Below are 26,745 nucleotides of genomic sequence, written 5' to 3' on the forward strand. Positions count from 1 at the left end.
GCTATAAGCAGTGCTGTTATGGAGGATGCGGAAATAAATGCAAGATTTTTCATTGGATATGTGTGTCGTGAAAATTTGTGTTTTTACTTTAAACTTCATCGCTTCCGCGCTTAACGCTTCGGCGCTTAAATACTCGTCGCATAATAATGCCGAATAATATTGGCAACCTCACTCCTGGCGCGCAGCCATCGCCGACGCAATCTCGATCGAACTCAGTTTCCAGCCCCACACGCCATGGCGCAGCAGGACCAGCGCGCCTTCCTGCGCATTGCCGTCCTTGGCGCGCACGACGAAGGTGTTCACGCCGGCATAGCCTGCGGAATACGCGGCTTTGTTCGCTGCGCCGTCGGCGGGCGCGTCCGCACGCGTATCCGTATCCGCCTGCGGGCTGACGGCGCTCTTGTTGACCAGCGCCACCACGCCGGCGGGCGAGACCATGGCGTCGACCATCTTGCCCAGCATGGCGCTGGCGATCGACTGGCCAAGGACGGCCAGCGGGTTGTCGCTGCCGGCGGTCGCCGCGATGCTGCGCGCCATGCTCGCCTCCAGTTGCGTCTTGACGCTGGCGCGCAGGGCGGGGAAGTCCACGTGTTCGGCCAGGGCTTCGGCGTTGCGCTCGGCCAGGGCGGTCTTGATCTGGTGCAAGGCATAGTAGGGCGACGCATAGGCGGTGGCGGCGACGGCAATGGCGGCCACGGTGGCGGCGAGGGTGATTTTCTTCAAGTGATGCCTGTAAGGTAGAAGGTGGAAAACGGATGCCACGCAGCGTATCCGCTAAATGGAAATACGGCAATCGTATTTTCTTGCCATTATTTCTCCGCATGCACTCGGGTCTTCCTTGGCGGGCCGCTATAGAGTGATGAGGGTGGGTGCTGTATAATGGGAGAAAAGTACCTAACTAGCTGTTTTAACTGAATAAAGACCCAATATCACATGCTCTCTACAGCAAATATTACGATGCAGTTTGGCGCCAAGCCATTGTTTGAGAATATCTCCGTCAAGTTCGGCGACGGCAACCGCTATGGCTTGATCGGCGCCAACGGCTGCGGCAAGTCGACGTTCATGAAGATCCTCGGCGGCGACCTGGACCCGTCGGGCGGCAACGTCATGCTCGACACCAACGAGCGCCTGGGCAAGCTGCGCCAGGATCAGTTCGCGTTTGAAGACATGCGCGTGCTCGACGTCGTCATGATGGGCCACACGGAAATGTGGGCCGCCATCCAGCAACGCGACGCCATCTACGCGAACCCGGAAGCGACGGACGACGACTACATGCAGGCCGCCGAACTGGAAGGCAAAGTGTCCGAATACGACGGCTACACGGCCGAATCGCGCGCCGGTGAACTGCTGCTGGGCGCCGGTGTCGCCATCGAGCTGCATCAAGGCCCGATGAGCAATGTCTCGCCAGGCTGGAAGCTGCGCGTGCTGCTGGCGCAAGCGCTGTTCTCGAATCCGGACATCCTGCTGCTCGACGAGCCGACGAATAACCTGGACATCAACACGATTCGCTGGCTGGAAGACGTGCTCAACGAGCGCAACTCCACCATGATCATCATTTCCCATGATCGCCACTTCCTGAACCAGGTCTGCACCCACGTGGCCGACATGGATTACGGCACCTTGAAGATTTATCCGGGCAACTACGACGAATACATGTTCGCCTCGACCCAGGCGCGCAACCAGCAGCTGGCCAACAACGCGAAAGCGAAAGACAAGGTTGCCGAGCTGCAGGAATTCGTGCGCCGCTTCGCCGCGAATAAATCCAAGGCCCGCCAGGCGACGTCGCGCGCCAAGCAGATCGAAAAGATCAAGGTCGACGACATCAAGCCATCGTCGCGCGCCTATCCCTTCGTGCGTTTCGACGGCGAAAAGAAATTGCACCGCCTGGCCGTGGAAGTCGAGAATATCTCGAAAGGTTTTGATCGCCAGCTGTTCAAGAACTTCAGCATCATGGTCGAAGCGGGCGAGCGCATCGCCATCATCGGCGCCAACGGCGCCGGCAAGACCACCATGCTGCGCTGCATCGCGGGCGACATCGCCGGCCTGCAGCCTGACCAGGGCCGCGTGAAGTGGGCGGAAAACGCCAACGTGGGCTACATGCCGCAAGATCCGACGGAAGATTTCGCCAAGGACACGAACCTGACCGACTGGATCGGCCAGTGGACGAAAGAGGGCGACGACGACCAGGCAGTGCGCTCCATCCTGGGCCGCTTGCTGTTCGGCGGCGACGATGTGAAAAAGGCCGTCAAGGTGCTGTCCGGTGGTGAAAAGGGCCGCATGATGTACGGCAAGCTGATGCTGGGTCGCCACAACGTGCTGATGCTCGATGAACCGACCAACCACATGGACATGGAATCGATCGAATCCTTGAACATCGCGCTGGAAAAATACGCGGGCACCCTGATCTTCGTGTCGCATGACCGCGAATTCGTGTCTTCGCTGGCCAACCGCATCATCGAGATCAAGGAAGATGAAGTGGTCGATTACCGCGGCAATTACGAGGATTACCTCAAGAGCCAGGGTATCGATTAATTGGTACGCTAACGTTGCGTCGGATTACGCGCTGTGCGCTAATCCGACCTACGTCAGGGTGAGTTACCCGGGGTGGTCGCGTAGGTCGGATTTGCGGGGCCGCCGAGGCGCAGCGTAATCCGACATGACAAGGCAAACCACCCAGCACCACACCGACGCGCCGCGGTCCATTCGTTCCGGCGCACCTGCTTCATTGCAATCGTGCCGGTCTATCCCGTTTTTGTTTGACACAGCCATGCAAACTTTAGCCATCAAATCCGTCGAGTACGAACACCCGCAAGACGGAGCCAGCTGCACTGCCCACGCCTGGGCACGCACGCCAGCGACGCCTTCCCCGGCTGAAAAAGCCGAACTGATCACGCGCATCAAGCGCCTGCTGATCGAGCGCGAAGCCGTGCTCGTTGCCCACTATTACGTAGATGCCGACCTGCAAGACCTGGCGGAAGCCACGGGCGGCTGCGTCTCCGACTCGCTGGAAATGGCCCGCTTCGGGCGCGACCATCCGGCCAAGACCCTGGTCGTGGCCGGCGTGCGCTTCATGGGCGAAACGGCGAAGATCCTCAGTCCCGAAAAAACCGTCCTGATGCCCGACCTCGACGCGACCTGTTCGCTCGATCTGGGCTGCCCGGTGGATGAATTCACGGCCTTCTGCGACGCCCATCCGGACCGCACGGTCGTGGTCTATGCCAACACCAGCGCGGCAGTCAAGGCGCGCGCGGACTGGATGGTGACCTCGTCGATCGGCCTCGACATCGTTGCCCACCTGCATGCGCAGGGCAAGAAAATCCTGTGGGCGCCCGACAAGCACCTGGGTTCCTACATCCAGAAGCAGACGGGCGCCGACATGCTGCTGTGGCAGGGCAGCTGCCTCGTGCACGACGAATTCAAGGGCATCGAACTCGATTTGCTCAAGGAAGAATACCCGCAAGCCAAGGTGCTCGTGCATCCGGAGTCGCCCGCCAACGTGGTGGCCCTGGCAGACATGGTCGGTTCCACGTCGCAAATGATCGCGGCAGCGCAAACCATGGACACGGATACTTTTATTGTCGCCACCGACAACGGCATCCTGCACAAGATGCGGGCGGCTGCGCCGGGCAAGCGTTTCATCGAAGCGCCCACGGCCGGCAACAGCGCCACCTGTAAAAGCTGCGCGCATTGCCCGTGGATGGCCATGAACGGCTTGCTGAACCTGGCGCAAACGTTGGAAAACATGCACAACGAAATCCACGTCGATCCCGCCGTCGGCCAGTTGGCCGTGCGTTCGATCAATCGCATGCTCGACTTCGCCGCCGCCAAGAAGGCGGGCCTCAAGCCGGGCGCGGACCTGGCTAAAGAAACCACATTGTTCCAAGGAATCGGTCCAGCATGAGTACCCTCGTTAATTCTTTCGCTCCCTTCGACCCGGCCCTGGCGCGCGCCTTCGAAGGCAATCTGCTGGCCGCCTTGCTGGAAGACGTGGGCCAGTGCGACCTGACGGGCGAGCTGGTGCCGCCCGACCACATCGTCACGGCCCGTGTCATCGTGCGCGAAGCGGCCGTGCTGTGCGGCGCGCCATGGTTCGAAGGCATCATGAAAAGCCTGGACCGCAGCATCGATATCGTCTGGCATTACGCCGAAGGCGACATGATGACGGCCGACAGCGTCGTCTGCACGATCCAGGCGCCGGCGCGCGCCTTGCTCACGGCCGAGCGCAGTGCCCTCAACTTCCTGCAACTGCTGTCGGCCGTGGCCACGGCCACGCGCCGCTATGTCGACGTGGTGGCCGGCACCAACGCGTCCATCCTGGACACGCGCAAGACCTTGCCTGGGCTGCGCCTGGCGCAAAAGTATGCGGTGCGCGTGGGCGGCGGCAAGAATCAGCGCCTGGCCCTGTACGACGGCATCCTGATCAAGGAAAACCATATCGCGGCGGCCGGCGGCGTCAGCCAGGCCCTGGAAAACGCGCGCAACCTCGACGCGGGCGTGCCCGTGCAGATCGAGGTGGAAACCCTGGCGCAATTGCAGGAAGCGCTCGATGCGGGCGCCGTCTCCGTCTTGCTCGATAACTTCAGCAACGACATGCTGCGCGAGGCCGTGGCATTGACGCATGGCCGCGCCTTGCTCGAAGCGTCGGGCGGCATCAATGCCGACACCGTGCGGGCCATTGCCGAAACGGGCGTGGACCGCATCTCGATCGGCAGCCTGACGAAGGACGTGCGGGCCACCGATTACTCCTTGCGCATCGTCGGCTGATGAGGAGAGCAGGGCGGCGCTTGCTGGCCTTGGCGCTGCTATGGCCGGCCCTAGTTGTGCCATCGCAGGCCCCAGCCCGGGAACTGCTGGCCGTGGGCGCGCAGTTCGAGCGCGTGTTCGAATACCAGGACGGCGGCGAGTATGGCGGCCTGGGCGCGGAACTGCTGCGCCTGATGGCGGCGCGCACGGGTAACACCGTGCGTTTCCGCATGGTGCCGTGGGCGCGCGCGCAAGCCATGCTGGTGCAGGGGCAGGCCGATATCCTGATCGGCCCCTACAAGACGCCCGAGCGCATCGCCAGCATGGCGTTTTCCGACAAGCCCTTCTATCAGGACCAGATGGTCTTTTATACGCGCCAGGACGCCAGCTTCGGCTGGGATGGCGACTACGCGGCGCTGAAGAACCGCCGGGTGGTGCTGCTCAATGGCTGGGCCTATGGCGCCGAGTGGGAACGCGTGCGGCCCGGTTTGCAGGTCAGCGTGGCCAACACGGTGGAAAATGGCTTGAAGATGCTGGTGCACAACCACGTCGACGTGTTCATCAGCAACCGCCGCAATACCGATCCCGTCGTCGCCCGTCTCGGCTATGGCCGCCAGGTGAAACCGCTGCCCAAGGTCATCGAAGTGCAGAATGGCTATTTCGCCTATCCCCGCTCGCCCGCGTTCGACAAGCTGCGCCTGCAGTTCGACCAGGAATTGAATAGCCTGATCGAGACGGGCGAACTGAAACGGCTGGGCAAACGCTACGACGTCGGCATACCCTGACACTGGCTATCTTTGCCGCGTTTGACGCGCCTCAAGCATGCTGCATGGCCGGGTTCTACCCTGAAAGCAGGCGGTGCCACACCGCCATCACGCCGAGGGGAATGCCATGGATACGCGGCGCATCAAGCAACTGATCTGCACCGTTTTCGCCATCTCGCTGGCCGCGGCCCTGTTTGCCTGCGGCGGCGGCCATCATCACCACCCACCGGCCGCGAGCGCCTATGCGGCCACCAGCCTGGTGTCGGACACGCCCGCCTTGCCGGCCGCGCACACGGACCCCAACCTCGTCAACGCCTGGGGCGTGGCCTTCAATCCACGCGGATTCGTCTGGGTGGCCGCGAATGGCACGGCGAAGTCCACCTTGTACGATGGCAATGGCGTGCCGCAATCGCTGGTGGTCAGCACGCCAGCAGGCCCGACGGGCATCGTATTCAACGGCACGCAAGACTTCAAACTGAGCCAGAACGGCGTGACGGCGCCCAGCCCGTTCATCTTCGCCAGTGAAAGCGGGACTATTTCCGCCTGGTCGCCCACGGTCAGCCCGACGACGGCCCTGGTCGTGTTCGACGGCAGCGCGGGCGGCAGCGTCTACAAGGGCCTGGCCATTTCACGCTATGCGGGCGCCAATTACCTGTATGCGGCCGATTTCCACAACGGTCGCGTCGACGTCTTCGATGCCAATTTCGCCAGGGTCGCCCTGCCTGGCGCATTCAGCGATCTCGGCTTGCCGGCCGGCTATGCGCCGTTCGGCATCCAGGCCATTGGCGAGCGCATCTATGTCGCGTACGCGAAGCGGGAAGCCAGCGGCGACGATGAAGAGGCCGGCGCCGGCCTCGGCATCGTGAATGTATATGATACGGGCGGCAACTTGCTCAAACGGCTGGTGAGCGGTGGCGCCCTGAATGCGCCCTGGGGCATGGCGCTGGCGCCCGCCGATTTCGGCACGGCAAGCAATATGTTGTTGATAGGGAATTTTGGCGATGGCAAGATCAATGCCTATGACCCCGACACGGGCACCGCCGCTGGTGCGCTGCGCAAGACCGATGGCACGCCGCTGGCGATCGATGGCTTGTGGGGCATCGCCTTCGGCAATGGCCTCAACAGCCAGCCCGTCAATACGCTGTTCTATGCGGCCGGGCCAGATGACGAGACGCATGGGCAATACGGGCGCATCGATTTGAAGTAGGTGGAACGTCCCCGTGCGCCCGCAAGGGCGGCACGGGGCTGGCCATGCTTACAGCTGGCGCGCCTCGAACGTGTTGCACTGGGCAATCTGGCCGCTTTCGATGCCCTTGCTGAACCAGCGCACGCGCTGTTCCGAGGTGCCATGCGTAAACGAGTCGGGCACGACATGGCCTTGCGACTGGCGCTGCAGCGCATCGTCGCCGATGGCCGTGGCCGCTTTCAGGGCCGCTTCCACGTCGCCCTGTTCCAGGATCTTGCGGTCCTGGTTCGCATGAAATGCCCACACGCCGGCAAAGCAGTCGGCCTGCAATTCCAGGCGCACGGACATGGCGTTGGCCTGGCGCTCCGATTGCGTGCGGCGCGCCTTGTCGACCTTCTCGGACAAGCCCAGCAGGTTCTGCACGTGGTGGCCCACTTCATGGGCGATCACATACGCTTCCGCGAATTCGCCCGAGACCTTGAAGCGCTGCTGCATCAGCTTGAAGAAATCGAGGTCCAGGTAGACTTTCTGGTCGCCGGGGCAATAGAAGGGCCCGCTGGCGCTCTGGCCCGTGCCGCAGGCCGTCGGCGTGCTGCCGGAAAACAGCACCAGCGTGGGCTTCACATAGCTGCCGCCTTCGGCCTTGAACAGGGCGCCCCATGTGTCTTCCGTATCGGCCAGCACGGTTTTCACGAAGCGGGCCATCTCGTCCGATTCGGGCGGCTGGCGCGCGGGGGACTGGCTTTGCTGGGTACTGATCTGGCCGCCGCCACCGCCGCTGAGCAGGTTGAGCAGGGTCAGGGGATTGACGCCCAGCACATACGAGCCGACGAGGGCGATGACGATGGTGCCGATGCCGATCGAGCGCCCGCCAAAACCGAAGCCGCCCCCACCGCCGCCCCCGCCGCCGTCTTCGCCACGGCGGTCTTCCACATTGTCGCTTTCGCGATTGCCTTCCCATTTCATGATATTTACTCCTGCTGTGCTTGTGCGATTGCGCTATACGGTTGATGGATGACGCCTGAATATGTTTCTTGCGACGAATCTTGTTATTATCGCAGTAAACAACGCCGCGACAGAGGCGACAATGTTACCCTTTGCAACTTTTCACCCACTCCACAACAGGTACACGCATGGCGCTTGCCAACGATACACGCATTTCGCCCACGGCGGTGGTCCAGGCCCAACTGGACGCCTACAATGCCCACGACGTGGCGGCCTTGCTGGCCATCTATGCTGATGACGCACAGCAATTCCAGCACCCCGATACCTTGCTGGCCACGGGCAGCGCGCAGATCGGCCCCCGCTTCACGGCCCGTTTCGCCGCCAGCCAGCCGCAGGCGCAGTTGCTCAACCGTATCGCCTGCGGCAAGCTGGTGATCGACCATGAAATCGTCCATGGCGACACGTCGGACGGTGTTTCCGCGCAGGAATTAGTGGCCACCTACGAGGTGGAGCAGGGACGCATCCGCCGTGCCTGGTTCAGCTTTGGCGCCTCGACCTGCCTGCGTGTGGCGTTGCCGGCCGACGTGCCTGCCATGAATGCGCTGATCGCCCGTTCCGGGGTGGCGCTGAGCGCGGGATTCTATACGTCGGAACAGGCCGAGGCCGTGACGCGCCACGTGTTCGGCGTCGATACGCAGCTCGTTGCCGACCGCACGTATTTCGTCATCGAACGCGATGGCGCCATGCTGGCCTGCGGCGGCTGGAGCCGGCGCGCCACCCTGTATGGCGCCGACCGCGCCAAGAGCGGGCCGGACCCGCTGCTCGACCCGGCCAGCCAGCCGGGCCGCATCCGCGCCTTCTTCGTGGAACCGGCCGCGGCGCGCCAGGGCCTGGGCAGCATGCTGATGCGCCATTGCGAACGGCAGGCGCGGGCCGCCGGTTTTACGGCACTGGAACTGGCCGCCACCTTGCCCGGTGTGCCGCTGTACCTGGCCAGCGGCTTTGCCGTGACGGAAGATTTTCACCTGGACTTGCCGGGCGAAATACAACTGCCGCTGGCGCGCATGCACAAGCGGCTGTAAGGCCGCCTACCAGGGCAGCGGCGCCTTTTCGCCATTGGCGTGCTCGCCGTAGTACAGCGACGGCAAAAAGCGCGACAGATAGGTAAATTCGCTGTAGCAATGGCGCAGCAAATTCAGGCCCAGCACGTCGGGCACGTCGCGCACGGGATTGAGGCTGTTGCGGCCCAGCAAGAAGCGGCTGCGCAGCACGCAGCCCGTCGGCGTGTCGCGCGTCAGGTGCAGCATTTCGCCATCGAGCGGATCGCCGTACGGGTCGAGCACGACGTAATCGCCAAAGCCGATGCGGGCGCAGACGGCGGCCGACAGGGCGCCGCTGTCCCTTGCCTGCTGCAGCTGCACCGGGTCAAAGACTTCCTTCGGATCATGGAACTTCAGCTTGGCTTTCACTGGCGGAATATCGCCCAGCGACTCCACCGCCTCGATCGAGGCGCCGTAATAGCTTTCTCCCTTTTTCCATGCATTGTTCCAGCCGTGATGGGCCACGTGGTCGTGCGGATGCCACCACTTGATGTGCTGCGTCGTCTCGAAAAATGTAAACCACCAGTCCAGCATGCGCCCGCTGCAGCCGTGCAGCTCGGTGCGCGCCGCTACCAGCAGGCAACCATCGTCGAGGCGCGTGATGCCCGTTTCCAGGTGCAGGGGAAACGGGTCGAGCAAGTCGCCCGTGCCGGTGATGCTCCATGGGAATGCATTGTGCGTGTAGCTCGTCATGTCGTTCTCCTTTGTTGGGGTGAGCCAATTATATATTAAAGAAACATGTAGCGTTTCCTAAATGTGTTTCAGTGTAAAATTGCCCATCGATCAAGCTTGGAGCCGGCATGCAGGAAGAAGAGAGCAAGGCAGAGAGCAAGGCTGTGCGTGGACGAGGCCGTCCGGCGCGTCCGCCCGAGGAGGCGCGCGATGCGGCCGTGCAGGCGGCCACCTGGCTGCTGCTGAATGAAGGTTATGCCGCCACGACCATGGAAGCGGTGGCGCGCCACGCGGGCATGGCCAAGAAGTCGCTGTATCAGTATGCGGCCAACCGCGAGGAACTCGTGGCGCTGGTGGTGCGCGGCTGGACGGACGCCTTTTTACCGGCGATGGCGCACGATGCGGCCGCGCCCGGTGAAGTGCTGCCATTACTAAAAGAGATATTGCAGGCGATGGCGGCGCGCGTGTTGACGGCGGACGCCGTGGGCCTGTTCCGCCTGCTGTGCACGGAGTTTCCCGCCCGCGCGGACTTGCTGGCCGTGTATCAGCGCAACGGCATCGAGCGGGGCACGGCCTTGCTGACCGAGTGGTTGCAGCGCCAAGCCGCGCGCGGCCACCTGGCGTTGCAGAATGGGCCAGAGTTGGCTGGCTTGCTGCTGGCGATGGTGATCGCCGAGCCGCTGCGGCAGATGGCGCTGGGCTTGCTGGCGCCCATGCCGGCCTGGGATGCGGCACCGCGCATCGACGCGGCGCTGCGATTGCTGGGCGGCCAGTCGTTCAAGGTGGCTGATGCTTCAGTGCTTCGCGGTAGCTGAGCGGCGATAGTTGCTGGCGGTGCGCGCAGGCAAACGCCGTCACGGCCTCGGGTGCGTGGCGCGCGTAATCGCGCAGGGCCCAGCCGATGGCCTTGCGGATGAAAAACTCGTCTTCGGGCGCCAGCGCCAGCGCCGCGCCGAACAGCCAGCCGGCATCCGTGTCGGCGCGCCAGCCCAGCTGGTGCAGCATGGCGATGCGGCGCAGCCAGAAATCCGCGTGCCGCAAGGCGCCATCCATGTGCGCGTGGCCATCGCCGCCGCGCTGGTGCTCCGCCTGCAGCACGTCGCCCACGATGCCCGCCATGCCGTCGACGCTGTCCCACCACGCGCGCTGGCGCGCCAGGCCGAGCAGGGCGGGGAGGTGTTCGGCGCCCAGTTGCCGCCGGTGCAAGGCCAGCATGTCGAGCGCCACGTGCTGGTACTCGCGCTCGGGCTGCTGCCACAGCAGTTGCGCATGTGCCAGCAGCGTATCGGCATCGATGCCCTTCAGGCCCGCCAGCAAGTCCCTGGCGGCCATCCGCCGCTGCGGCGCGGCCACGCCCAGGAATATGAACTGGTCGCGCATGTAGGCCTGCATGGGCGCCGCACGGCCCGGTTCGGCGGCCGCCTCCAGCGCGGCTTTCAATTCTGCATGTAGATTCATGGCATCTCCAGGCGTAAAAAAAGCGCTCCAGGGAGCGCTCTTGTCCAGCTAGCCAAACGGCTGATAGAAGCGTAGCGAGCGGCAGCGATTTGTGGCCGAGAAGCGCAACCGTACGAAGGTACGGTGAGCATCGCAGGCCGCAAAGCGCGACGCGCAGTAGCTTATATCAGGCGTTTTTATTGGATTTTGGCTTTTTTCATCAACTCATCGCGGTAGGCGGCGAGTTTTTTCTGTTGCAGCGACTCAGCTACCTGGCCCTTGACTTCTTCCAGTGCCGGCAGCTTCGTCGGACGGGTTTCTTCCAGCTTGATCACGTGGAAGCCGAATTGCGACTGCACGGGCGTTTGCGTGACCTGGCCTGGTTTCAGGGCCACCATGGCGTCGGAGAATGGCTTCACGTAGGAAGCCGGGCTGGCCCAGTCCAGGTCGCCGCCATTGGCTGCGGAACCGTCTTTCGATACTTTCGCCAGTTCTTCGAACTTGGCGCCGCCTTTCAGCTTGGCGATGATGTCTTTCGCTTCCGCTTCGGTGGCCACCAGGATGTGGCGTGCGTGGTATTCCTTGTCGCCGGCCTGGGCCTTGAACTTGTCGTACTCGGCCTTGATTTCAGCGTCCTTGACAGGGTTCTTCTTGACGTAGTCGGCCAGCAGGGCGTTAATGATGATGCTTTGACGGGCATTGTCGATCTGCGACTTGACTTCCGGACGCGTGCCGTAGCCTTGCTTGTCGGCTTCCTGGATCAGCACTTCGCGGCCGATCAGGTCTTTCTTGATGGCTTCGCGCAGTTGCGGCGAATCGGCTTGCTTGCCTTGGGCGACGACTTGCTTGACGACCTGGTCGACGCGCGACGATGGGATGGCCTTGCCATTCACGGTGGCGACGTTTTGTGCGAACGCAGGGATCGCGACGACGGCGACCAGGGCTAAGATCAGGCGGGCTGGCTTCAAAATCATGTTCATTCCTAATAAATATACTAAAAATCGATATGCGCGACTGTCGCGCAGTGCGCATTCAGGCGCAGAATACACGACCGGCGCCGAAAAGGGCGCCGGGGAGGTCAGTTCTTACTGAACTTTCGCTTTTTTGATCATTTCTTCCTGATACGCTTGCAATTTCTTTTGCTGCAGCGCTTCGGCGATCTGTGGCTTGACTTCTTCCAGGGTCGGCAGTTTTGCCGCGCGGGTGTCGTCCAGCTTGATCACGTGGAAACCGTTAGGCGTTTGCACCGGCGTTTCCGTGACCTGGCCTTTTTGCAGTTTCACGAAGGCGTCCGAGAACACTTTCGGGAACGACGATGGGGCTGCCCAGTCCAGGTCGCCGCCGTTGTCGGCCGAGCCCGCATCTTTCGATTGCTTGGCCAGGTCTTCGAACTTGGCGCCGCCTTTCAGCTTGGCGATGATGTCTTTCGCTTCCGCTTCGGTGGCCACCAGGATGTGGCGCACGTGGTATTCCTTGTCGCCCGTCTGCGCCACGAAGCGGTCGTACTCGGCCTTGATTTCAGCGTCGTTGACGGGGTTCTTTTTCAGGTAGTCGCCGACCAGGGCGTTGATGACGATGGCCTGGCGCGCGTTCTCGATTTGCTGCTTGACGGCTGCATCTTTACCGAAACCTTTGTTTTCCGCTTCTTGCATCAGCACTTCACGGCCGATCAAGTCCTTCTTGATCATTTCGCGCAATTGCGGCGAATCCGGTTGCTGGCCTTGGGCGACGACTTGCTTGACGACTGCATCAACGCGCGACGATGGGATAGGCTTGCCATTAACAACGGCAACATTTTGCGCAAAAACAGGTACCGCGACAACGGCGAGTAGTGCGATCAGCAAGCGGGCTGGCTTAAAAGTCATTATTAAATCCTGTTAGGGAAAGTTTCGTAAAAAACGCATGGGAAGAAATCCATCACATGGCTCGGGTACGCCAAAACGCCATCCTTACACTACTTCGGACGGCGCCAGGGCCACAATCGCCAATGCATGTATCTCATTATGCATCATATCGTGCACGGAATCATACACCAGTCGATGGCGCATGACGAGCCTGAGCCCCTCAAATCGGCTAGAAATAATGCGCAGATTGTAATGGCCTCCGCCCGAGGCGGCGCCCGCATGGCCCCGGTGGCGCGCCGAGTCGTCTTCCAGCACGCATTCCAGAGGGGAAAGTGCCGTTTCCAGGCGGGTACGGATGCGCTGCATGCGCGTTTCCGGCGAGGTATTCTCGGTGGTGGTATGCATCATGCGTCTTCCTTGATATGTTTGGCCAGGAACAGGGTTTGCGCCACGATGAAGGCAAAGAAGATGCCCGTCGCGCCAAACGCTTTAAAACTGACCCAGGCGGCCATGTCGCCCTTGTACAGCACGAAGGCGACAAACAGGTTCAGCGCGCCGATGGCGCCGAAGAAGATGATCCAGGCGGCCAGCAGCTGGTTCCATACGGCATCGGGCAATTGCACTTGCGCTTCCATGGTCTTGCGGATCAGGTTTTTCTTGAAACCCACGTGGGCGATCAGCAGGGCCAGGCCGGACAGCCAGTAGATCAGGGTCGGCTTCCATTTCAGGAAGAAATCGTCATGCAGGTAAATGCTGGCGCCGCCGAACACGACAAAGATGAACAGCGACAGCCACAGCATGCCGTCCACTTTGCGCCCGCGCAGCAGCAGATAGCTGACCTGGCAAGCGGTGGCGACGATGCCGACGAGGGTGGCGAGTATCCACGGCGCCTGGTCGGCCTTGATCAGGCCGCCTGACACGAAGCCGGACAAATATTGCTGCACGAAATCGTGCGTGGCCGCTTCATACATGCCGCCCAGTTTGAAGGCGGCGAAGAAGGCGATCAGGGGGAAGAGGTCGAATAGAAATTTCATGGCGAGACTTTACACTGGTCTTATTAAAATCATCTTAGGAATGGCTTAGGAGCAACCGAGTTGCTCCCAGGCGATCCCGTGTCTCACGGCTGCGGATCGAAGCGCAAGGAGGCCGAATTGATGCAATAGCGCAAACCGGTCGGCGGCGGGCCGTCCGGGAAGACGTGGCCCAAGTGGGCGTCGCAGACGGCGCAGACGATTTCCGTGCGCAGCATGCCGTGGCTGCGGTCGACGATTTCCGTGACATTCGCCGGGTCGAGCGCCTGGAAATAGCTGGGCCAGCCGCAGCCCGAGTCGAACTTGGTGTCCGACGCGAACAGGGGCGTGTTGCAGCAGACGCAGGTGTAGATGCCGTGTTCATGGTGGTCCCAGAACTTGCCCGTGAAGGCCCGTTCCGTGGCGGCGTGGCGCGTGACTTCGTATTGCATCGAATCGAGCATGGCGCGCCATTCGGCGTCGGTTTTCTTGACTTTATTCGTGGTCATAATGACTCCTTAGGATGAGCAGCTGACTTCAAGGTGGCTGGCCCAGTCGGGCGGCAGGGCCGCATAGTGCTGGTGTTCGGGCTGTTCGTCAAATGGCTTTTGCAAAACTTCCAGCAATGTCGCCACTTCCGTGTAGTCCTGCTGCTGGGCTTTCTCGATGGCCACTTGCGCCAGGTAGTTGCGCAGCACGTATTTCGGGTTGACGCCGTTCATGGCCGCTTGCCGTTCGGCATCGATGCTATTCTCAAGCAACAGGCGCGCCCGGTACGTCGCCGCCCACGCATCGAAGGCGGCGCGGTCGATGAACATGTCGCGCAGCATGGTGTCGTGTTCGGGCGCCGCCATCTGCAGTGTAGACAAGGCGCGGAAGAAATTCGTGAAATCCACATGATTGGCTTGCATCAGCGCAAACATGTTGTCGAACAGGGCCGTATCCTCGTCCTGGCTCGTTTGCAAGCCCAGCTTGGCGCGCAGCAAGCTATTCATCTTCTCGGCGAAGGCGGGTTGGTAGCTGTCCAGCGCCGCCTGCGCCAGTTCCACTTCGCCGATCAGCGGCAGCAGCGCCTGGCCCAGCGCATAGCAGTTCCAGTGGCCCACCTGCGGCTGGTTCGCATAGGAATAGCGGCCCTGCTGGTCCGTATGGTTGCAGATGTGTTCGGCGTCAAACGCTTCCATGAAGCCGAACGGGCCGTAATCGAGCGTCAGGCCCAGGATCGACATATTGTCTGTATTCATCACGCCATGCATGAAGCCGACGGCTTGCCATTGCGCGATCATGTGCGCCGTGCGCATGCAGACTTCGGCCAGCAAGGCCTGGTATGGATTTGCTGCGGCGCGCAAATCGGGATAGAAACCGTCGATGACGTAATCGGCGAGGATTTTCAGCTCGTCCGGCTTCTTGCGGTAAAACCAGTGCTCGAACGAGCCGAAGCGCACAAACGTGGGCGCCATGCGTGTGACGACGGCCGCCGTTTCCACCGTTTCGCGCATGATGCCTTGCTGCGAACCCATGATGGACAGCGCGCGCGAGGTGGGAATGCCCAGCGCCGCCATGGCTTCCGAGCACAGGAATTCGCGGATGGACGAGCGCAGCACGGCACGCCCGTCCCCCATGCGCGAATACGGCGTGGCGCCAGCACCTTTCAGCTGCAGTTCCATCGGACCGCTTGCCGTGGCGATATCGCCCAGCAGGATGGCGCGGCCGTCGCCCAGCTGGCCGGCCCAGACGCCGAACTGATGGCCCGAATACACGGCCGACAGGGGCTGCGAGCGCTCGGCCACGGCATTGCCGGCCAGCAGCGCCACGTAGTCGGGCTCGGCAAGGCGCGCCGCATCGAGGCCCACCAGGCTGGCAGCCGGCGCGCTGGCGGCGACAAAGTAGGGCGAGGGCAGGGGCGTAGGCATCAGGCGCGTATAGAACGCGGGCGGCAGGGCCGCAAAGCCGTTATCCAGTGGTAAGGTATGAGCGGTGATGGCAGTTCCATTCAAATAAGATGTGGCGGCGGGAAGCGCCAGCCTGGGGTGCGATTTTACCGCACGGCGCCAGGGCGTGCGGCGCTTGCCCATGCGGCTGGAAACGGAATCAAAAATTCCATGCTGCAATGCAATATCGAAATGCGTTGACGATTTCCGCACGACCGTACGAAACTAGGAAAAATCTTTAAATTCCAACAATAACCGAGTATCCACCCCAGGAGACACGATGTCGGCATTTCCCTTGAGTCCAGTGATGGGCCAGATGATGAATCAGCCCCTGCTGATTTCCAGCATTATCGAGTTTGCAGCGCGTCATTATGGCGGCAGCGAAATCATTTCGCGGCGGGTGGAAGGCGATATGCACCGCTACACCTACCGCGATTGCCACCAGCGCGCGCGCCGGCTGGCCAATGCCCTGCATGGCCTCGGCGTCGGCATGGGCGACCGGGTCGCCACCCTGGCCTGGAATGGTTATCGCCACCTGGAAGCCTACTATGCCGTGTCCGGCTCGGGTGCCGTCTTGCACACCATCAATCCGCGCCTGTTTCCCGACCAGATCGCCTATATTTCGAATCACGCGCAAGACCAGGTCTTGCTGTTCGACCTGACCTTCCTCCCCGTGGTGGAGAAAATCGCCGCCGACTGCACCTTTGTCCGCCATTTCGTGCTGATGTGCGATCGCGAGCGCATGCCCGCCAGCAGCACCATCCCCGACCTGCTGTGCTATGAAGACCTGATCGCCACGCATTCGGACGATTACGCATGGCCCTTGTTCGACGAGAACGCGGCCGCCACCCTGTGCTACACGTCGGGCACGACTGGCAATCCCAAGGGCGCCCTGTATTCGCACCGTTCGACCGTGCTGCACGCGTATGCGTCGGCCATGCCCAGCGCCCTGAACGTGCGCGCCTCGGACACGGTGCTGCCCGTCGTGCCCATGTTCCACGTGAATGCCTGGGGCTTGCCGTATTCCGTGCCCCTGTCCGGCGCGCGCATGGTGTTTCCCGGCGCGGCGCTGGACGGCAAGTCGCTGTACGAGCTGTTCGAGGCGGAAAAAGTGACGTTCTCGGCCGGCGTGCCCACTGTCTGGTTGGGTTTGCTGAACCATGCGCTGCAGAATGACTTGACATTCTCCACCTTCCGCCGCACCGTGATCGGCGGCGCGGCGTGCCCGCCGGCCATGATGGATACCCTGATCGACAAGTTCGACATCGAGGTCATCCACGCCTGGGGCATGACGGAAATGTCGCCGCTGGGCACGGCCGGTGGCTTGCAGACCAAGCACCTGGACTTGCCGAAGGACGAGCAGCGCAAGATCCTGCAAAAGCAGGGCCATGCCATCTACGGCGTGGACATGAAGATCGTCGACGACGATGGCAAGGAATTGCCGTGGGATGGCGTGGCGTACGGGCATCTGCTGGTGAAGGGGCCGTGGATCATCTCCTCGTACTACAAGAACGAGGGCGGCGAGGTGCTGCAGGATGGCTGGTTCCCCACGGGCGACGTGGCCACCATCGACGCGGACGGCTACATGCAGATCACGGACCGCAGCAAGGACGTGATCAAGTCGGGCGGCGAGTGGATCGGCACCATCGACCTGGAAAACCTGGCCATGGCGCACCCGGCCGTGCTGCAGGCGGCCTGCATCGGCGTGTTCCACCCGAAATGGGACGAGCGTCCCGTGCTGGTGGTGGTGCTGCGTCCCGGCATGGAGGTCACGCGCGACGCCTTGCTGCAGTTCTTTGAAGGCAAGATCGCCAAGTGGTGGACGCCCGACGACGTGCTGTTCATCGACGCCTTGCCCATGGGCGCCACGGGCAAGATCCAGAAGAACAAGCTGCGCGAGCAGTTCAAGGGGCACCGGCTGCCCGGGATGTAAGGCAAGCTAGGCCGCTTGCGGCAGCGCCGTCTCCAGTTTTTCCAGCAGATGATCGCACTGGAAGACGGACAGGGTCTGGCGCTGCGCATCCGTGCCGATGTCGATCATTTCATCCATTTCGCTGCGCAAGTCGTCGTGCGCGCCCGTGCGGATGATTTGCGGCGCCGCAAAGCGCTGGCTGTCGGAAATGGTCATGATGTTGTCGACGTGGTCGACGAGGAAGCCATAGCGCTCGGCACCCCGTTCCACGATCAAGATCTTGCCGCTGCTGGCGTCCGGCAAGGGCGGCATCGCGTACAGCTGGCGCAAGTCGATGATGCTGATCATTTGCTGGCGCAAGTTGAGCATGCCGCGCATGCAGGGCGGCATGCCCGGCGGCGTCGTGATGGCGTGGCTGAAATCGATGATTTCGCGCACTTGCCCGATTTCCACGGCGAAGCGGGTTTCCACCGTAAATGTGATGTAGACGCGGCGCTGCGCCTTGTGCGTGGCGGCGCCGGCCGTTTCCGTATCGACCGGGTACAGGCGCGCGTGGCCGTCGCGCATCTCGACGATCTCCGCTTGCGACAGGATTTCTTTGTGGTCGAGGAAAATGATGTCGCCCAGGCCCTCTTTCGTGATGCAGCCTGCAAACATGGCGGCGCGCGCCTTGCTCAGCAGGGGAATCGGCAGCACTTCGTCGCCAAAGAAATGCACGATGCTGTCGACGGAGTCGACGAGGAAGCCCACGGTCGTATCATTCAGGCGCACGACGATGACGCGCTGGTCCGGCGTGGTTTCCTTGGCCGCCGTGCCGGACCCTGCCGCTTGCAGCAGGGTGCCGAAGTCGACGACGGCCACCTGGTTGCCGCGAAAATGCATGCGGCCAAGGCACAGCGCGCTATTCAGCAGGGAGCTGTGCAGTTCCGGCACCTTGATGATTTCCTGGATGGCCAGCATTTCGAAGGCGAACGTGGCGCCGGCCGCATGGAAGCTGACACACTGGCGGCGTTCGCTTTGCGTATGGTAGCGAGCCGTGCTCAGCTTGGCGCCCGTCGCCTGCAGGGCCAGCACATGGGGCACGTTTTCGATGCGCAGCAGGGCGTGCGGGTCGAGTATCTGCAGCAGGCGCGCGCCGCCGTCGAGCAAAATCGTGCCGGCGATGACGGCGTGGCTGTCGCCGGCCGCATATTGCAGGGCGCTGCGCGCGCTGGCGGGCACGCGCAGGATTTCGCCCGTATCCTGGAAGACGATGCCGATCAGCACTTGCTGGAAATCGAGGATGGCGATCTTGTCGGTGGCGACGGCGCGCGGCGCATCGGCGCGGAACAAGCGGCCCAGGTTGACCACCGGAATGACGCTGCCGCGCAAGGTGAACATGCCTTCCAGATAGGCGGGCGACAAGGGCAGGGCCGTGACTTTCGCGGGATAATTGACGACTTCGCGGATGCAGCTGGCGGGCAGGGCGAACTCATCGTCGCCCAGGTGGAATGAACCGAACAGTTCGGTGGCCGTGTCGCTTGCGCCCTGCGCCTGCAAACCCGTCGCTTCATGCATATCCATATGCGCCTTCCTTGCGTGGAATCAATTCGGGTGGCGCCACCACATCGGTGACGGCGTAGCTGTGCCGGGCGCAATCGATCAGCAGCTGGCGCCCGTGGCGCCCGCCCAGCGCGCAAAAACTGACGTGCAAGCCGCACTGGTGCAGGTATTTTTGCGCCGCTTCCGCGTTTTGCCGGCCCACCTGCAGGCGACCATGGACGTGGGCGGGGCCGAACATGCTGGCGCCGCCCGCCAGCACCACCTCGATATCGGCGTAATCGGACTGGCGCACGCCCATCAGGCGCAGCAGCGAGGGCACAGCCTGGCTGACATAACGCGCGCCAAGGGCATGCTCGGCCCCGGGCGCCTCCGGCAGCAGGCAGTGGGCCAGGCCGCAGCAGGGGCCATTCTTCCAGATGAAGCCGATGCCGATGCAGGAGCCGAGCAGCGCTTGCAGCTGCTCGCCATGCGTGCCCACGCTAAGTTGCCCCATACCAACATGGTGCGGCGGCAGGCCATGTTCGATGATGATGCTCATGCGCTACCCGCCTTGTAAATCATGGGAAATTCGAATTGATAGCCGGTGCCGAGGCGGGCGATGGTTTCCGACTCGCCCAGGATCAGCCTGCCCTCATCCTTGAGGCTCAGGCGCGCCTGGCGCAGCACGGTTTCCTGGTGCTCGGCATCGAAATAAATCAGTACATTGCGCAGGAACACGAGGTCGAACTGCCGCGCCGGGCGCAGTGCTTCGAGCAAGTTATGCTGGGCAAAGCTCACGTGTTGCCGCAGCTCTTCGTTGACCTTGACGCCATACGGCGAGGGTGTGAAATATCTGCGCAGCAAGTCCGGGTGCGACAACCGGATGCGTTCGACGGAGCGCCCGCTGTACTGGCCGGCCCGCGCCGCACCGAGGATCTGCCGCGAAATGTCGCTGGCCAGGATCTGGTAGCGGAAAGCGGGCGTTTGCAGCCTGAATTGCTCGCACAGCATGGCGATCGAATACAGCTCCTCGCCGCTGGCGGCCGCGGCCGACCAGATGCTCAGGCAGCCATCGGGATGGGCGCGCGCCCAGGCGGGCAGGTAGCGGTCGCGGAAGTAATCCCAGACCTGCGGCGTGCGGAAGAACAGGGTATCGTTGGTGGTCACCAGGTCGATGAAATGGGCCACCTCGTCGCGGTCGCTGGCCACCCGGTCCAGATAAGCCTGGTAGCTGTGCAGGGACAGCGCCCGCAGCCGTGGCTGCAAGCGCCGTTCCAGCAAGACACTCTTGCGCGCGGTCATGGCGATGCCCGTATGCTGGCGCACCAGCGCGATCAGGTTCGTCAGCACTTCGGGCGTCAAGGTGGCCGCGTGGCTCATGGCCTACACCACGAAGCCGGAGACAGTCTGGTTCAGGCTGCCCGCGCGCTCGTTCAAGCCATCCGTCGAACGGGCGATGCTGTCGCAGTTGGCGGCCGACTTTTCCGTTTCCTCGGCGATGTACTGGATCGCCGTCGACACTTCGCGCGCCGTCAGCAGTTGCTCGTTGGCCGCCTTCGAGATATCGGAAATGGCCAGCGTGGTCTTGGCCACGCCCGAGACGATCTTGTCGAAGGCATCGCTGGCCTGGCGCGAAATCTCGCTGCCCGTCGAGACGCGCTTGACGGATTCGTTGATCAGCTTGGAGATTTCCTTGGTGGCTTGCGAGGAACGCTCGGCCAGCTTGCGCACCTCGTCGGCGACGACGGAAAAGCCCAGGCCGTGCTCGCCCGCGCGCGCCGCCTCGATGGCCGCATTGAAGGCCAGCATATTCGTCTGGTTGGCGATCTCGCTGATGACCTTGACGATTTCGCCGATGTCTTCCGACGAGCGGTTGATCAGGTCCATCGCCTCGATCGACTTGGCGACGGCGCGCGCGCCCGCTTCCGCTTCCTGCTGCGTGGCTTTTGCCAGGAAGTCGGCGTTCGAGGTGTTTTCCGCAATGGAATTGATGGAAAACGTCAAGCCGTCGATGGAAGCGTTCATTTCTTCCACCGTCGCGCCCAGGGCCTGCGTGCCCACGGCCACGCCCGTGGCCCGTTCCGCGATCGTGTGCGAGGCGTCGGCAAAGCCGTTCGCCGCCGACACCACGTTGCCGATCACGCCGCGCAAGTCGACGATCATCTTGCTGATGCCGCCGGCCAGCAGGTCGATCGGCTCGTCGCCTTCGGGCACGATATTGCAGGTCAGGTCGCCTTGCGCCGCGCGCGCCACCGAGCCGAGCAGGGCGTCGACCTTGCGGCTGTCGTTGGCGGCCTTGGCCTGGATGCTGTTTTCCAGGTTCACCTGGTCCGTGATGTCGATGGCGAACTTGACCACTTTATACGGCTTGCCGTTCAGGTCCAGGATGGGATTGTAGGTCGCCTGTATCCAGACCACCTTGCCATGGTTGCCCAGGCGCTTGTAGCGGCCCGCGTCGAATTCGCCCCGGTTGAGCTTTTGCCAGAATTTCTTGTACTCGGCGCTGCTGGCATACTCGGGTTCGCAGAACATGCGGTGGTGCTCGCCCTGGATATCGCTCAAGTCGTAGTCCATGACGGCGAGGAAATTGTCGTTCGCGTCCAGTACATTGCCCTGCATGTCGAATTCGATCACGGCCTGCGCCTTGCCGATGGCGCTGACCTTGCCTTCGTATTCGGCATTGCGCTTTTTCAGGGCCGTCACGTCGCTGGCGAACTTGACCACCTTGAAGGGCCGGCCTTCCGCGTCGAAAATGGGGTTGTACGAGGCATTGAGCCAGATTTCGCGGCCGTCCTTGGTGACGCGCTTGTATTCGCCCGAGTCGAACTGGCCTTGTCCCAGCTTCTGCCAGAACTGCGCGTATTCCTCGCTCTTGGCGTACTCGGGCAGGCAAAACATGCGGTGGTGCTTGCCCTTGATCTCGTCGAGCGTGTAGCCGACGGACTTGAGGAAATTGTCGTTGGCGTCGAGGATGGTGCCGTCGAGCCGGAACTCGATTACGGCCTGGGCCTTGCTGATGGCGTCGATCTTGCCTTCGTAATCGGCGTTGCGGCGCTTGCTGGCCGTGATGTCGGTGGCAAACTTGATGACTTTATACGGCTTGCCGTCCGCGTCGAGGATGGGGTTGTAGGACGCGTTGATCCACACTTCGCGCCCATCCTTGGCGCGGCGCTTGTACTCGCCATGGTCGAACTCGCCGCGTCCCAGCTTGGCCCAGAAGTCGGCGTATTCGGCCGTTTTCACATACTCGGGGTCGCAGAAGATGGCATGGTGCTTGCCTTGCACTTCGGCCAGGGTATAGCCGACGACGCGCAGGAAATTGTCATTCGCATGCAGGATGGTGCCGTCGAGTTCGAATTCGATGACGGCCTGGACACGGTTCAATGCAGTATTTATCGCTTGTAAGTCCAGATCCTGGGAGTGGCTGACATGGCTGGCTGCGTCCATAGTATTTCCTTCGGGGTGAGAAGAGGAATGGGAGCGATAGGCTGCTGTTATTATTTTTTCTGCTATTTATATCGGACAGGGATGTTATTGCAGCGGCCGGCCTCTGGTGATAATCGGTGAGAATGTGCGTGACGAACGGCCGCCAGTGTTTACCCTGCGGTTTGCCTTATAGTCGATAAATTGTAGAGTATTGATTTGAATCAATAATTTTATTATTCCCCAGCGTCCGGCGAAAAACAAGGGGCGGGAATAAATAATGTAAGAATTGTCGCAATTGGCTCATGCCGGCATATAAAAAATGCCTTCTTTCGCAGAATAAAACGCCGTTATTAATATTGCTGTTTTATTATTTAAATGAATATCCAAGTGATAGCTTCTACCGCAGCCTGCTGCTTGCAGCAGAATCTTTCCGCAAACGATGTTGTACCATGGCGTACCATGCTGGCGGCCGCGCGCACGCGACAAAAATAATACGAGCGTTCTTTTATGCGGTATAGTGAAGCTTCATCCCTTGCAACCACCTCATACGTTGAGCAAAACCAATAAGGAAGAGACATGAGTGCTGAATATCAAGTGAACGGCGCCGTTGCCGTCATTACCCTGGCCAATCCGCCCGTCAATGGCCTGGGCCTGGCGACGCGCACGGCCGCCGTGGCCGGCATCCGCCAGGCGCTGGCGGATGAGGCCGTCAAAGCCATCGTCATCACGGGCGCCGGCAAGGCATTCTCCGGCGGCGCCGATATCAAGGAATTCAATTCGCCCAAGGCGCTCACGGAACCGACCCTGCACACCTTGATCAACGTCGTCGAACAGTCGACCAAGCCCGTCGTGGCAGCCATCCACAGCGTCTGCATGGGCGGCGGCCTGGAGCTGGCGCTGGGCTGCAGCTACCGCGTGGCCGCGCCCGGCGCGCAGATGGCCTTGCCTGAAGTCAAGCTGGGCATCTTGCCGGGCGCGGGCGGCACGCAGCGCCTGCCCAGGGTGCTGGGCCTGGAAATGGCCCTCAACATGATCGTCTCGGGCACGCCCGTCGCGTCCGAAAAACTGGCTGGCACGGCCCTGTTCGATGAAGTCATCGCTCCCGGCGCCGACTTGCTGGCCGCCGCCGTGGCCTTCTCGACGAAGATAGCCGACGTGCGCCCGCTGCCGAAAGTGCGCGAGCGCAAGGTCGATTACCCGAACCATGAAGCGTTCCTGCAGTTTTCGCGCAATACCGTCAAAGCCATGTCCGGCCCGTTCCCTGCGCCGCTGAAATGCGTCGACGCCGTGGCGGCCGCCGTGACGATGAAATTCGACGACGGCTTGAAGTACGAGCGCGAGTTGTTCATGCAGCTGGTGCAGTCGCCGGAATCGAAAGCCCTGCGCCACGCCTTCTTTGCCGAAAGGGTCGCCAGCAAGGTGCCCGACGTGCCGTCCGACACGCCCGTGCGCGCGATCGCCAAGGCGGCCATCGTGGGCGCCGGCACCATGGGCGGCGGCATCGCCATGAATTTCGCCAACGCGGGCATCCCCGTGCTGCTGCTGGAAACGAAGCAGGAAGCGCTGGACAAGGGCTTGGCCACCATCCGCAAGAATTACGAAAATACGGTGAAGAAGGGCAAGCTGACGCAAGAGAAGGCCGAGCAGCGCATCGCGCTGGTCAGCGGCACGTTGGCGTATGCCGACATCGCGCAGGCGGACATCGTCATCGAAGCCGTCTTCGAAGAGCTGGGCGTGAAGGAAACCGTGTTCAAACAGCTCGACGCCGTCATGAAGCCAGGCGCCATCCTCGCCTCGAACACGTCCACTTTAGACCTGGATAAGATCGCCGCGTTCACGCAGCGTCCGCAAGACGTGATCGGCACGCATTTCTTCAGCCCCGCGAACGTCATGAAACTGCTGGAAATCGTTCGCGGCAAGGAAACGGGCAAGGACGTGCTGGCCACGGCGCTGGCGCTGTCGAAAAAGCTGAAGAAGACGGGTGTCGTCTCGGGCGTGTGCGACGGTTTCATCGGCAACCGCATGATCGAGCAGTACAGCCGCCAAGCCGGTTTCCTGCTGGAGGAAGGCTGCTTGCCGGAGCAGGTCGACAAGGCCGTCGAGAAGTTCGGTTTTGCCATGGGGCCGTTCCGTATGGGCGACCTGGCCGGCAACGACATCGGCTGGGCCATCCGCAAGCGCCGCTACGTGGAAAAGCCGGACGTCACGTATTCGAAGACGGCCGACCTGCTGTGCGAACTGGGACGCTACGGCCAGAAGACGGGCGCCGGCTGGTATGACTACAAGGCGGGCGACCGCAAGGCGTATCCGTCGGAACAGGTCAACGCGATGATCGTTCAGCATTGCGCCGACATCGGCGTGGCGCGGCGCAAGATCAGCGACCAGGAAATCGTCGAACGCCTCGTGTATGCGCTGGTCAACGAAGGCGCGCGCATCCTGGAAGAGGGCATCGCCCTGCGCGCCTCGGATATCGACATGGTGTATTTGACGGGCTACGGCTTCCCCCTGTTCCGCGGCGGCCCGATGTTCTACGCGGACACGGTGGGCTTGCCGAACGTGCTCGATACGATCAATGGCTACGCGAAAGGCCGCCACGGCGAAGCGTGGACGCCGGCGCCCCTGCTGGTGAAACTGGCGGGCGAGGGCAAGGGTTTCAATAGCTAAAACGGCGCTACCGTTGACGCCCGCTGTTGTCGGATTACGCGCGGCTTCGCCACGCTAATCCGACCTACTGAGTAAGTCGGCGTAGGTCGGATTAGCGGCGGCACGCCGCGTAATCCGACGCCGCCACGGACGCCAGCAAGTATGTTTACTTCTTCTTCGCCACCATCTTGACCGCCTCGTTGACGATGACGGGGTTGTCTTTCTGGATGTAGTAGCCGGCGCCCGTGATGCGCTCGATGGCCGGCGCGCCGGACAGGCGCTGCCAATCCTTTTCCTGCGCCCGCACGACGTTCTCGAACGAGCCCATTTCCTCGATGCCGAACTTGTCGCGCACCAGCAGCATGGCGGGCACGCGCAGCGGGCTGTTCATGTCGACGTGCTGCAGGCATTGCGTCTGGGCATCGAATTCGGTCGATTCCGTACTGTTGAACATGAGTTTGCGCCGCGTCTTCACGAGCATGGCGTAGGTGGACGCGTCCGTCTGCAGGCGGTTCCACTGCTGCGGGTGCGTGGGGTCGAGCAGGACCAGGCCGGCCACGTCCTGCGGGTACAGCCTGGCATACACATACTGGTACAGTCCGCCCAAGCCGTGGCCCACCAGCACATACGGCGGCTTCAGGCCCGCCTGCGCCAGCAGGGCGCGCTGCTGGGCGGCGATGGTGCAGGGATCGCGCGGCGTGGTGGTCTTCTGGCTGTCGCCGTAGCCGGGACGGTCGTAGACGAGCACGCGGTGCTGCCGGGCCACTTCGGGCACCACCTTGGCCCATACATCCTTGCCGTCGCCCATGGCCGACTGGAACACGACGGGCAATCCGCCCTGGCCGCTCAGGGTATACGCGATGCTGGCGTCGGGCAGGGCGGCCGTGGCCGGCACGCCTGGCGTGGCCGGGGTCGATGGCAACAGGGAGCAGCCGGAAAAACAGCCTGCCAGCAGCAAGCCGGCGCTGGAGAGGAGCATGGTGCGCGCGGGGCGGCCGACGAATAGATGATGCATGAATCTCCTTCTTGATGCGGGGACCGGGGACCAGTATGGCGTGCCAGCCATTATAGGCAAAACCATATAGAAGTGGAAATGCCGAACAGAAGCGGATTTCCCCGCCTGTCAGCCGGCGTCGGCCTGGTGGCAGACGGCTTCGATGCGGTTGCCGTCCGGATCGAACAGAAAGGCCGCGTAATAGCTGGCGTGGTAGTGGCGCAGGCCGGGCGCGCCCAGGTCGATGCCGCCATGCGCCAGGCCCGCGTGCCAGAACGCTTCCACGGCCGCGCGCGAGGGGGCCTTGAAGCAGCAGTGGCGGCGCGGCGCGTCGTCGGGGTGCGGGCCCAGGCGCACGGAAAAATAGCTGCGTTCGGGGTGCTCCGCATCGCTGCGCTGGCCATAGCCTATCCAGGCGTTGGCATGGTCGCTGCCCACCTTGGGCACGTCCAGCGCGGCGAAGATGGCGTCGTAGAAGCGCTCGGCGCGTTCCAGGTCGCTGACGGTGAGGGAGACGTGATCGAGCATGGGCACTCCGCTGTAAAAACAAGGACGGCCATAGCATAGCCCGGATCAGGGCGGCCGTGGGCGGGAGTGACCGAGTGACACCGGCGGCG

Annotated in this window: 25 protein-coding genes; 9 read left to right on the forward strand and 16 right to left on the reverse strand. The window is 62.3% G+C overall.

Annotation, left to right across the window (positions count from 1 at the left end; all coding sequences use genetic code 11):
* Positions 1-168: 168 nt before the first annotated feature.
* Complete coding sequence (locus tag AC0V2Y_RS25440; protein WP_475414331.1) at positions 169-723, reverse strand: DUF2939 domain-containing protein; 555 nt, start codon at positions 721-723, stop codon at positions 169-171.
* Positions 724-933: 210 nt separating this feature from the next.
* On the opposite strand from AC0V2Y_RS25440, the gene AC0V2Y_RS25445 reads away from it, so the two are divergent.
* The 5 genes from AC0V2Y_RS25445 (at position 934) to AC0V2Y_RS25465 (ending at position 6,714) form a co-directional block, all read left to right on the forward strand.
* Complete coding sequence (locus tag AC0V2Y_RS25445; protein WP_131686473.1) at positions 934-2,532, forward strand: ABC-F family ATPase; 1,599 nt, start codon at positions 934-936, stop codon at positions 2,530-2,532.
* Between the two features lie 235 nt (positions 2,533-2,767).
* Entirely contained in the window at positions 2,768-3,901 is a 1,134-nt protein-coding gene (gene nadA / locus AC0V2Y_RS25450; RefSeq protein ID WP_034756048.1) for a quinolinate synthase NadA, read from the forward strand.
* Entirely contained in the window at positions 3,898-4,764 is an 867-nt protein-coding gene (nadC, locus tag AC0V2Y_RS25455; protein WP_475414332.1) for a carboxylating nicotinate-nucleotide diphosphorylase, read from the forward strand. The genes nadA and nadC overlap by 4 nt, the downstream gene beginning before the upstream one ends.
* A gap of 56 nt (positions 4,765-4,820) precedes the next feature.
* Positions 4,821-5,528, forward strand: coding sequence for a substrate-binding periplasmic protein (locus AC0V2Y_RS25460; protein ID WP_475414333.1), 708 nt, complete (start codon positions 4,821-4,823; stop codon positions 5,526-5,528).
* Positions 5,529-5,634: 106 nt separating this feature from the next.
* Complete coding sequence (locus AC0V2Y_RS25465; protein ID WP_475414334.1) at positions 5,635-6,714, forward strand: TIGR03118 family protein; 1,080 nt, start codon at positions 5,635-5,637, stop codon at positions 6,712-6,714.
* Positions 6,715-6,762: 48 nt separating this feature from the next.
* Here AC0V2Y_RS25465 and ypfJ read toward each other — a convergent pair whose 3' ends face one another.
* Positions 6,763-7,659 carry a KPN_02809 family neutral zinc metallopeptidase gene (ypfJ, locus tag AC0V2Y_RS25470; RefSeq protein WP_475414335.1) on the reverse strand — a complete coding sequence of 299 codons (897 nt, stop codon included), beginning with the start codon at positions 7,657-7,659 and terminating at the stop codon, positions 6,763-6,765.
* Positions 7,660-7,826: 167 nt separating this feature from the next.
* Between ypfJ and AC0V2Y_RS25475 the strand changes: the two genes are divergently transcribed.
* Positions 7,827-8,720 carry a GNAT family N-acetyltransferase gene (locus tag AC0V2Y_RS25475; RefSeq protein WP_475414336.1) on the forward strand — a complete coding sequence of 298 codons (894 nt, stop codon included), beginning with the start codon at positions 7,827-7,829 and terminating at the stop codon, positions 8,718-8,720.
* 6 nt (positions 8,721-8,726) lie between these two features.
* On the opposite strand, the gene AC0V2Y_RS25480 is transcribed toward AC0V2Y_RS25475, so the two are convergent.
* Positions 8,727-9,431, reverse strand: a complete 705-nt coding sequence (locus tag AC0V2Y_RS25480; protein ID WP_475414337.1) for a DAPG hydrolase family protein — start codon at positions 9,429-9,431, stop codon at positions 8,727-8,729.
* A 107-nt stretch (positions 9,432-9,538) separates the two neighbouring features.
* Here AC0V2Y_RS25480 and AC0V2Y_RS25485 point away from each other — a divergent pair, with 107 nt between their 5' ends.
* Positions 9,539-10,225, forward strand: coding sequence for a TetR/AcrR family transcriptional regulator (locus tag AC0V2Y_RS25485; RefSeq protein ID WP_475414338.1), 687 nt, complete (start codon positions 9,539-9,541; stop codon positions 10,223-10,225).
* Here AC0V2Y_RS25485 and AC0V2Y_RS25490 read toward each other — a convergent pair.
* From AC0V2Y_RS25490 to AC0V2Y_RS25520, 7 genes are all read right to left on the reverse strand, one after another.
* Positions 10,188-10,868, reverse strand: coding sequence for a DNA alkylation repair protein (locus tag AC0V2Y_RS25490; protein WP_475414339.1), 681 nt, complete (start codon positions 10,866-10,868; stop codon positions 10,188-10,190). The two genes, AC0V2Y_RS25485 and AC0V2Y_RS25490, sit on opposite strands and share 38 nt — an antisense overlap.
* Positions 10,869-11,044: 176 nt before the next feature.
* The gene (locus tag AC0V2Y_RS25495) at positions 11,045-11,821 is read right to left on the reverse strand and encodes a peptidylprolyl isomerase (protein WP_034756072.1); all 777 of its coding nucleotides are present in this window, start codon (positions 11,819-11,821) and stop codon (positions 11,045-11,047) included.
* A 111-nt stretch (positions 11,822-11,932) separates the two neighbouring features.
* Positions 11,933-12,712, reverse strand: coding sequence for a peptidylprolyl isomerase (locus AC0V2Y_RS25500; protein ID WP_475414340.1), 780 nt, complete (start codon positions 12,710-12,712; stop codon positions 11,933-11,935).
* A gap of 84 nt (positions 12,713-12,796) precedes the next feature.
* The gene (locus AC0V2Y_RS25505; RefSeq protein WP_475414341.1) at positions 12,797-13,099 is read right to left on the reverse strand and encodes a BolA family protein; all 303 of its coding nucleotides are present in this window, start codon (positions 13,097-13,099) and stop codon (positions 12,797-12,799) included.
* Positions 13,096-13,725: a septation protein A gene (locus AC0V2Y_RS25510; RefSeq protein WP_046682773.1), complete on the reverse strand. Its 630-nt coding sequence runs from the start codon at positions 13,723-13,725 to the stop codon at positions 13,096-13,098. The genes AC0V2Y_RS25505 and AC0V2Y_RS25510 overlap by 4 nt, the downstream gene beginning before the upstream one ends.
* An 83-nt stretch (positions 13,726-13,808) precedes the next feature.
* On the reverse strand, positions 13,809-14,210 hold the full coding sequence (msrB, locus tag AC0V2Y_RS25515) for a peptide-methionine (R)-S-oxide reductase MsrB (RefSeq protein WP_034784618.1): 402 nt from the start codon (positions 14,208-14,210) through the stop codon (positions 13,809-13,811).
* A gap of 9 nt (positions 14,211-14,219) precedes the next feature.
* The gene (locus AC0V2Y_RS25520) at positions 14,220-15,614 is read right to left on the reverse strand and encodes a protein adenylyltransferase SelO (RefSeq protein ID WP_475414342.1); all 1,395 of its coding nucleotides are present in this window, start codon (positions 15,612-15,614) and stop codon (positions 14,220-14,222) included.
* 298 nt (positions 15,615-15,912) lie between these two features.
* On the opposite strand from AC0V2Y_RS25520, the gene AC0V2Y_RS25525 reads away from it, so the two are divergent.
* Positions 15,913-17,565, forward strand: a complete 1,653-nt coding sequence (locus AC0V2Y_RS25525; RefSeq protein WP_475414343.1) for a 3-(methylthio)propionyl-CoA ligase — start codon at positions 15,913-15,915, stop codon at positions 17,563-17,565.
* 6 nt (positions 17,566-17,571) lie between these two features.
* On the opposite strand, the gene AC0V2Y_RS25530 is transcribed toward AC0V2Y_RS25525, so the two are convergent.
* The 4 genes from AC0V2Y_RS25530 to AC0V2Y_RS25545 are packed head-to-tail and all read right to left on the reverse strand — an operon-like array spanning position 17,572 to position 22,449.
* A complete protein-coding gene (locus AC0V2Y_RS25530; RefSeq protein WP_475414344.1) occupies positions 17,572-19,107 on the reverse strand; it encodes a chemotaxis protein CheW in 1,536 nt (511 codons plus the stop codon).
* The gene (locus AC0V2Y_RS25535; protein WP_475414345.1) at positions 19,094-19,624 is read right to left on the reverse strand and encodes a chemotaxis protein CheD; all 531 of its coding nucleotides are present in this window, start codon (positions 19,622-19,624) and stop codon (positions 19,094-19,096) included. Before AC0V2Y_RS25535 ends, AC0V2Y_RS25530 begins: the two co-directional genes overlap by 14 nt.
* Positions 19,621-20,445 carry a CheR family methyltransferase gene (locus AC0V2Y_RS25540; RefSeq protein WP_475414346.1) on the reverse strand — a complete coding sequence of 275 codons (825 nt, stop codon included), beginning with the start codon at positions 20,443-20,445 and terminating at the stop codon, positions 19,621-19,623. Before AC0V2Y_RS25540 ends, AC0V2Y_RS25535 begins: the two co-directional genes overlap by 4 nt.
* 3 nt (positions 20,446-20,448) lie before the next feature.
* Entirely contained in the window at positions 20,449-22,449 is a 2,001-nt protein-coding gene (locus tag AC0V2Y_RS25545; RefSeq protein ID WP_475414347.1) for a methyl-accepting chemotaxis protein, read from the reverse strand.
* A gap of 618 nt (positions 22,450-23,067) precedes the next feature.
* Between AC0V2Y_RS25545 and AC0V2Y_RS25550 the strand changes: the two genes are divergently transcribed.
* The gene (locus AC0V2Y_RS25550) at positions 23,068-25,155 is read left to right on the forward strand and encodes a 3-hydroxyacyl-CoA dehydrogenase NAD-binding domain-containing protein (protein ID WP_475414348.1); all 2,088 of its coding nucleotides are present in this window, start codon (positions 23,068-23,070) and stop codon (positions 25,153-25,155) included.
* Positions 25,156-25,300: 145 nt separating this feature from the next.
* Here AC0V2Y_RS25550 and AC0V2Y_RS25555 read toward each other — a convergent pair whose 3' ends face one another.
* Positions 25,301-26,149 (reverse strand): alpha/beta fold hydrolase, encoded by an 849-nt coding sequence (locus tag AC0V2Y_RS25555; protein WP_475414349.1) that lies wholly within the window; start codon positions 26,147-26,149, stop codon positions 25,301-25,303.
* 108 nt (positions 26,150-26,257) lie between these two features.
* Entirely contained in the window at positions 26,258-26,656 is a 399-nt protein-coding gene (locus AC0V2Y_RS25560; RefSeq protein ID WP_475414350.1) for a VOC family protein, read from the reverse strand.
* Positions 26,657-26,745: the final 89 nt, after the last annotated feature.

Source organism: Janthinobacterium sp. BHSEK, from assembly GCF_056174685.1.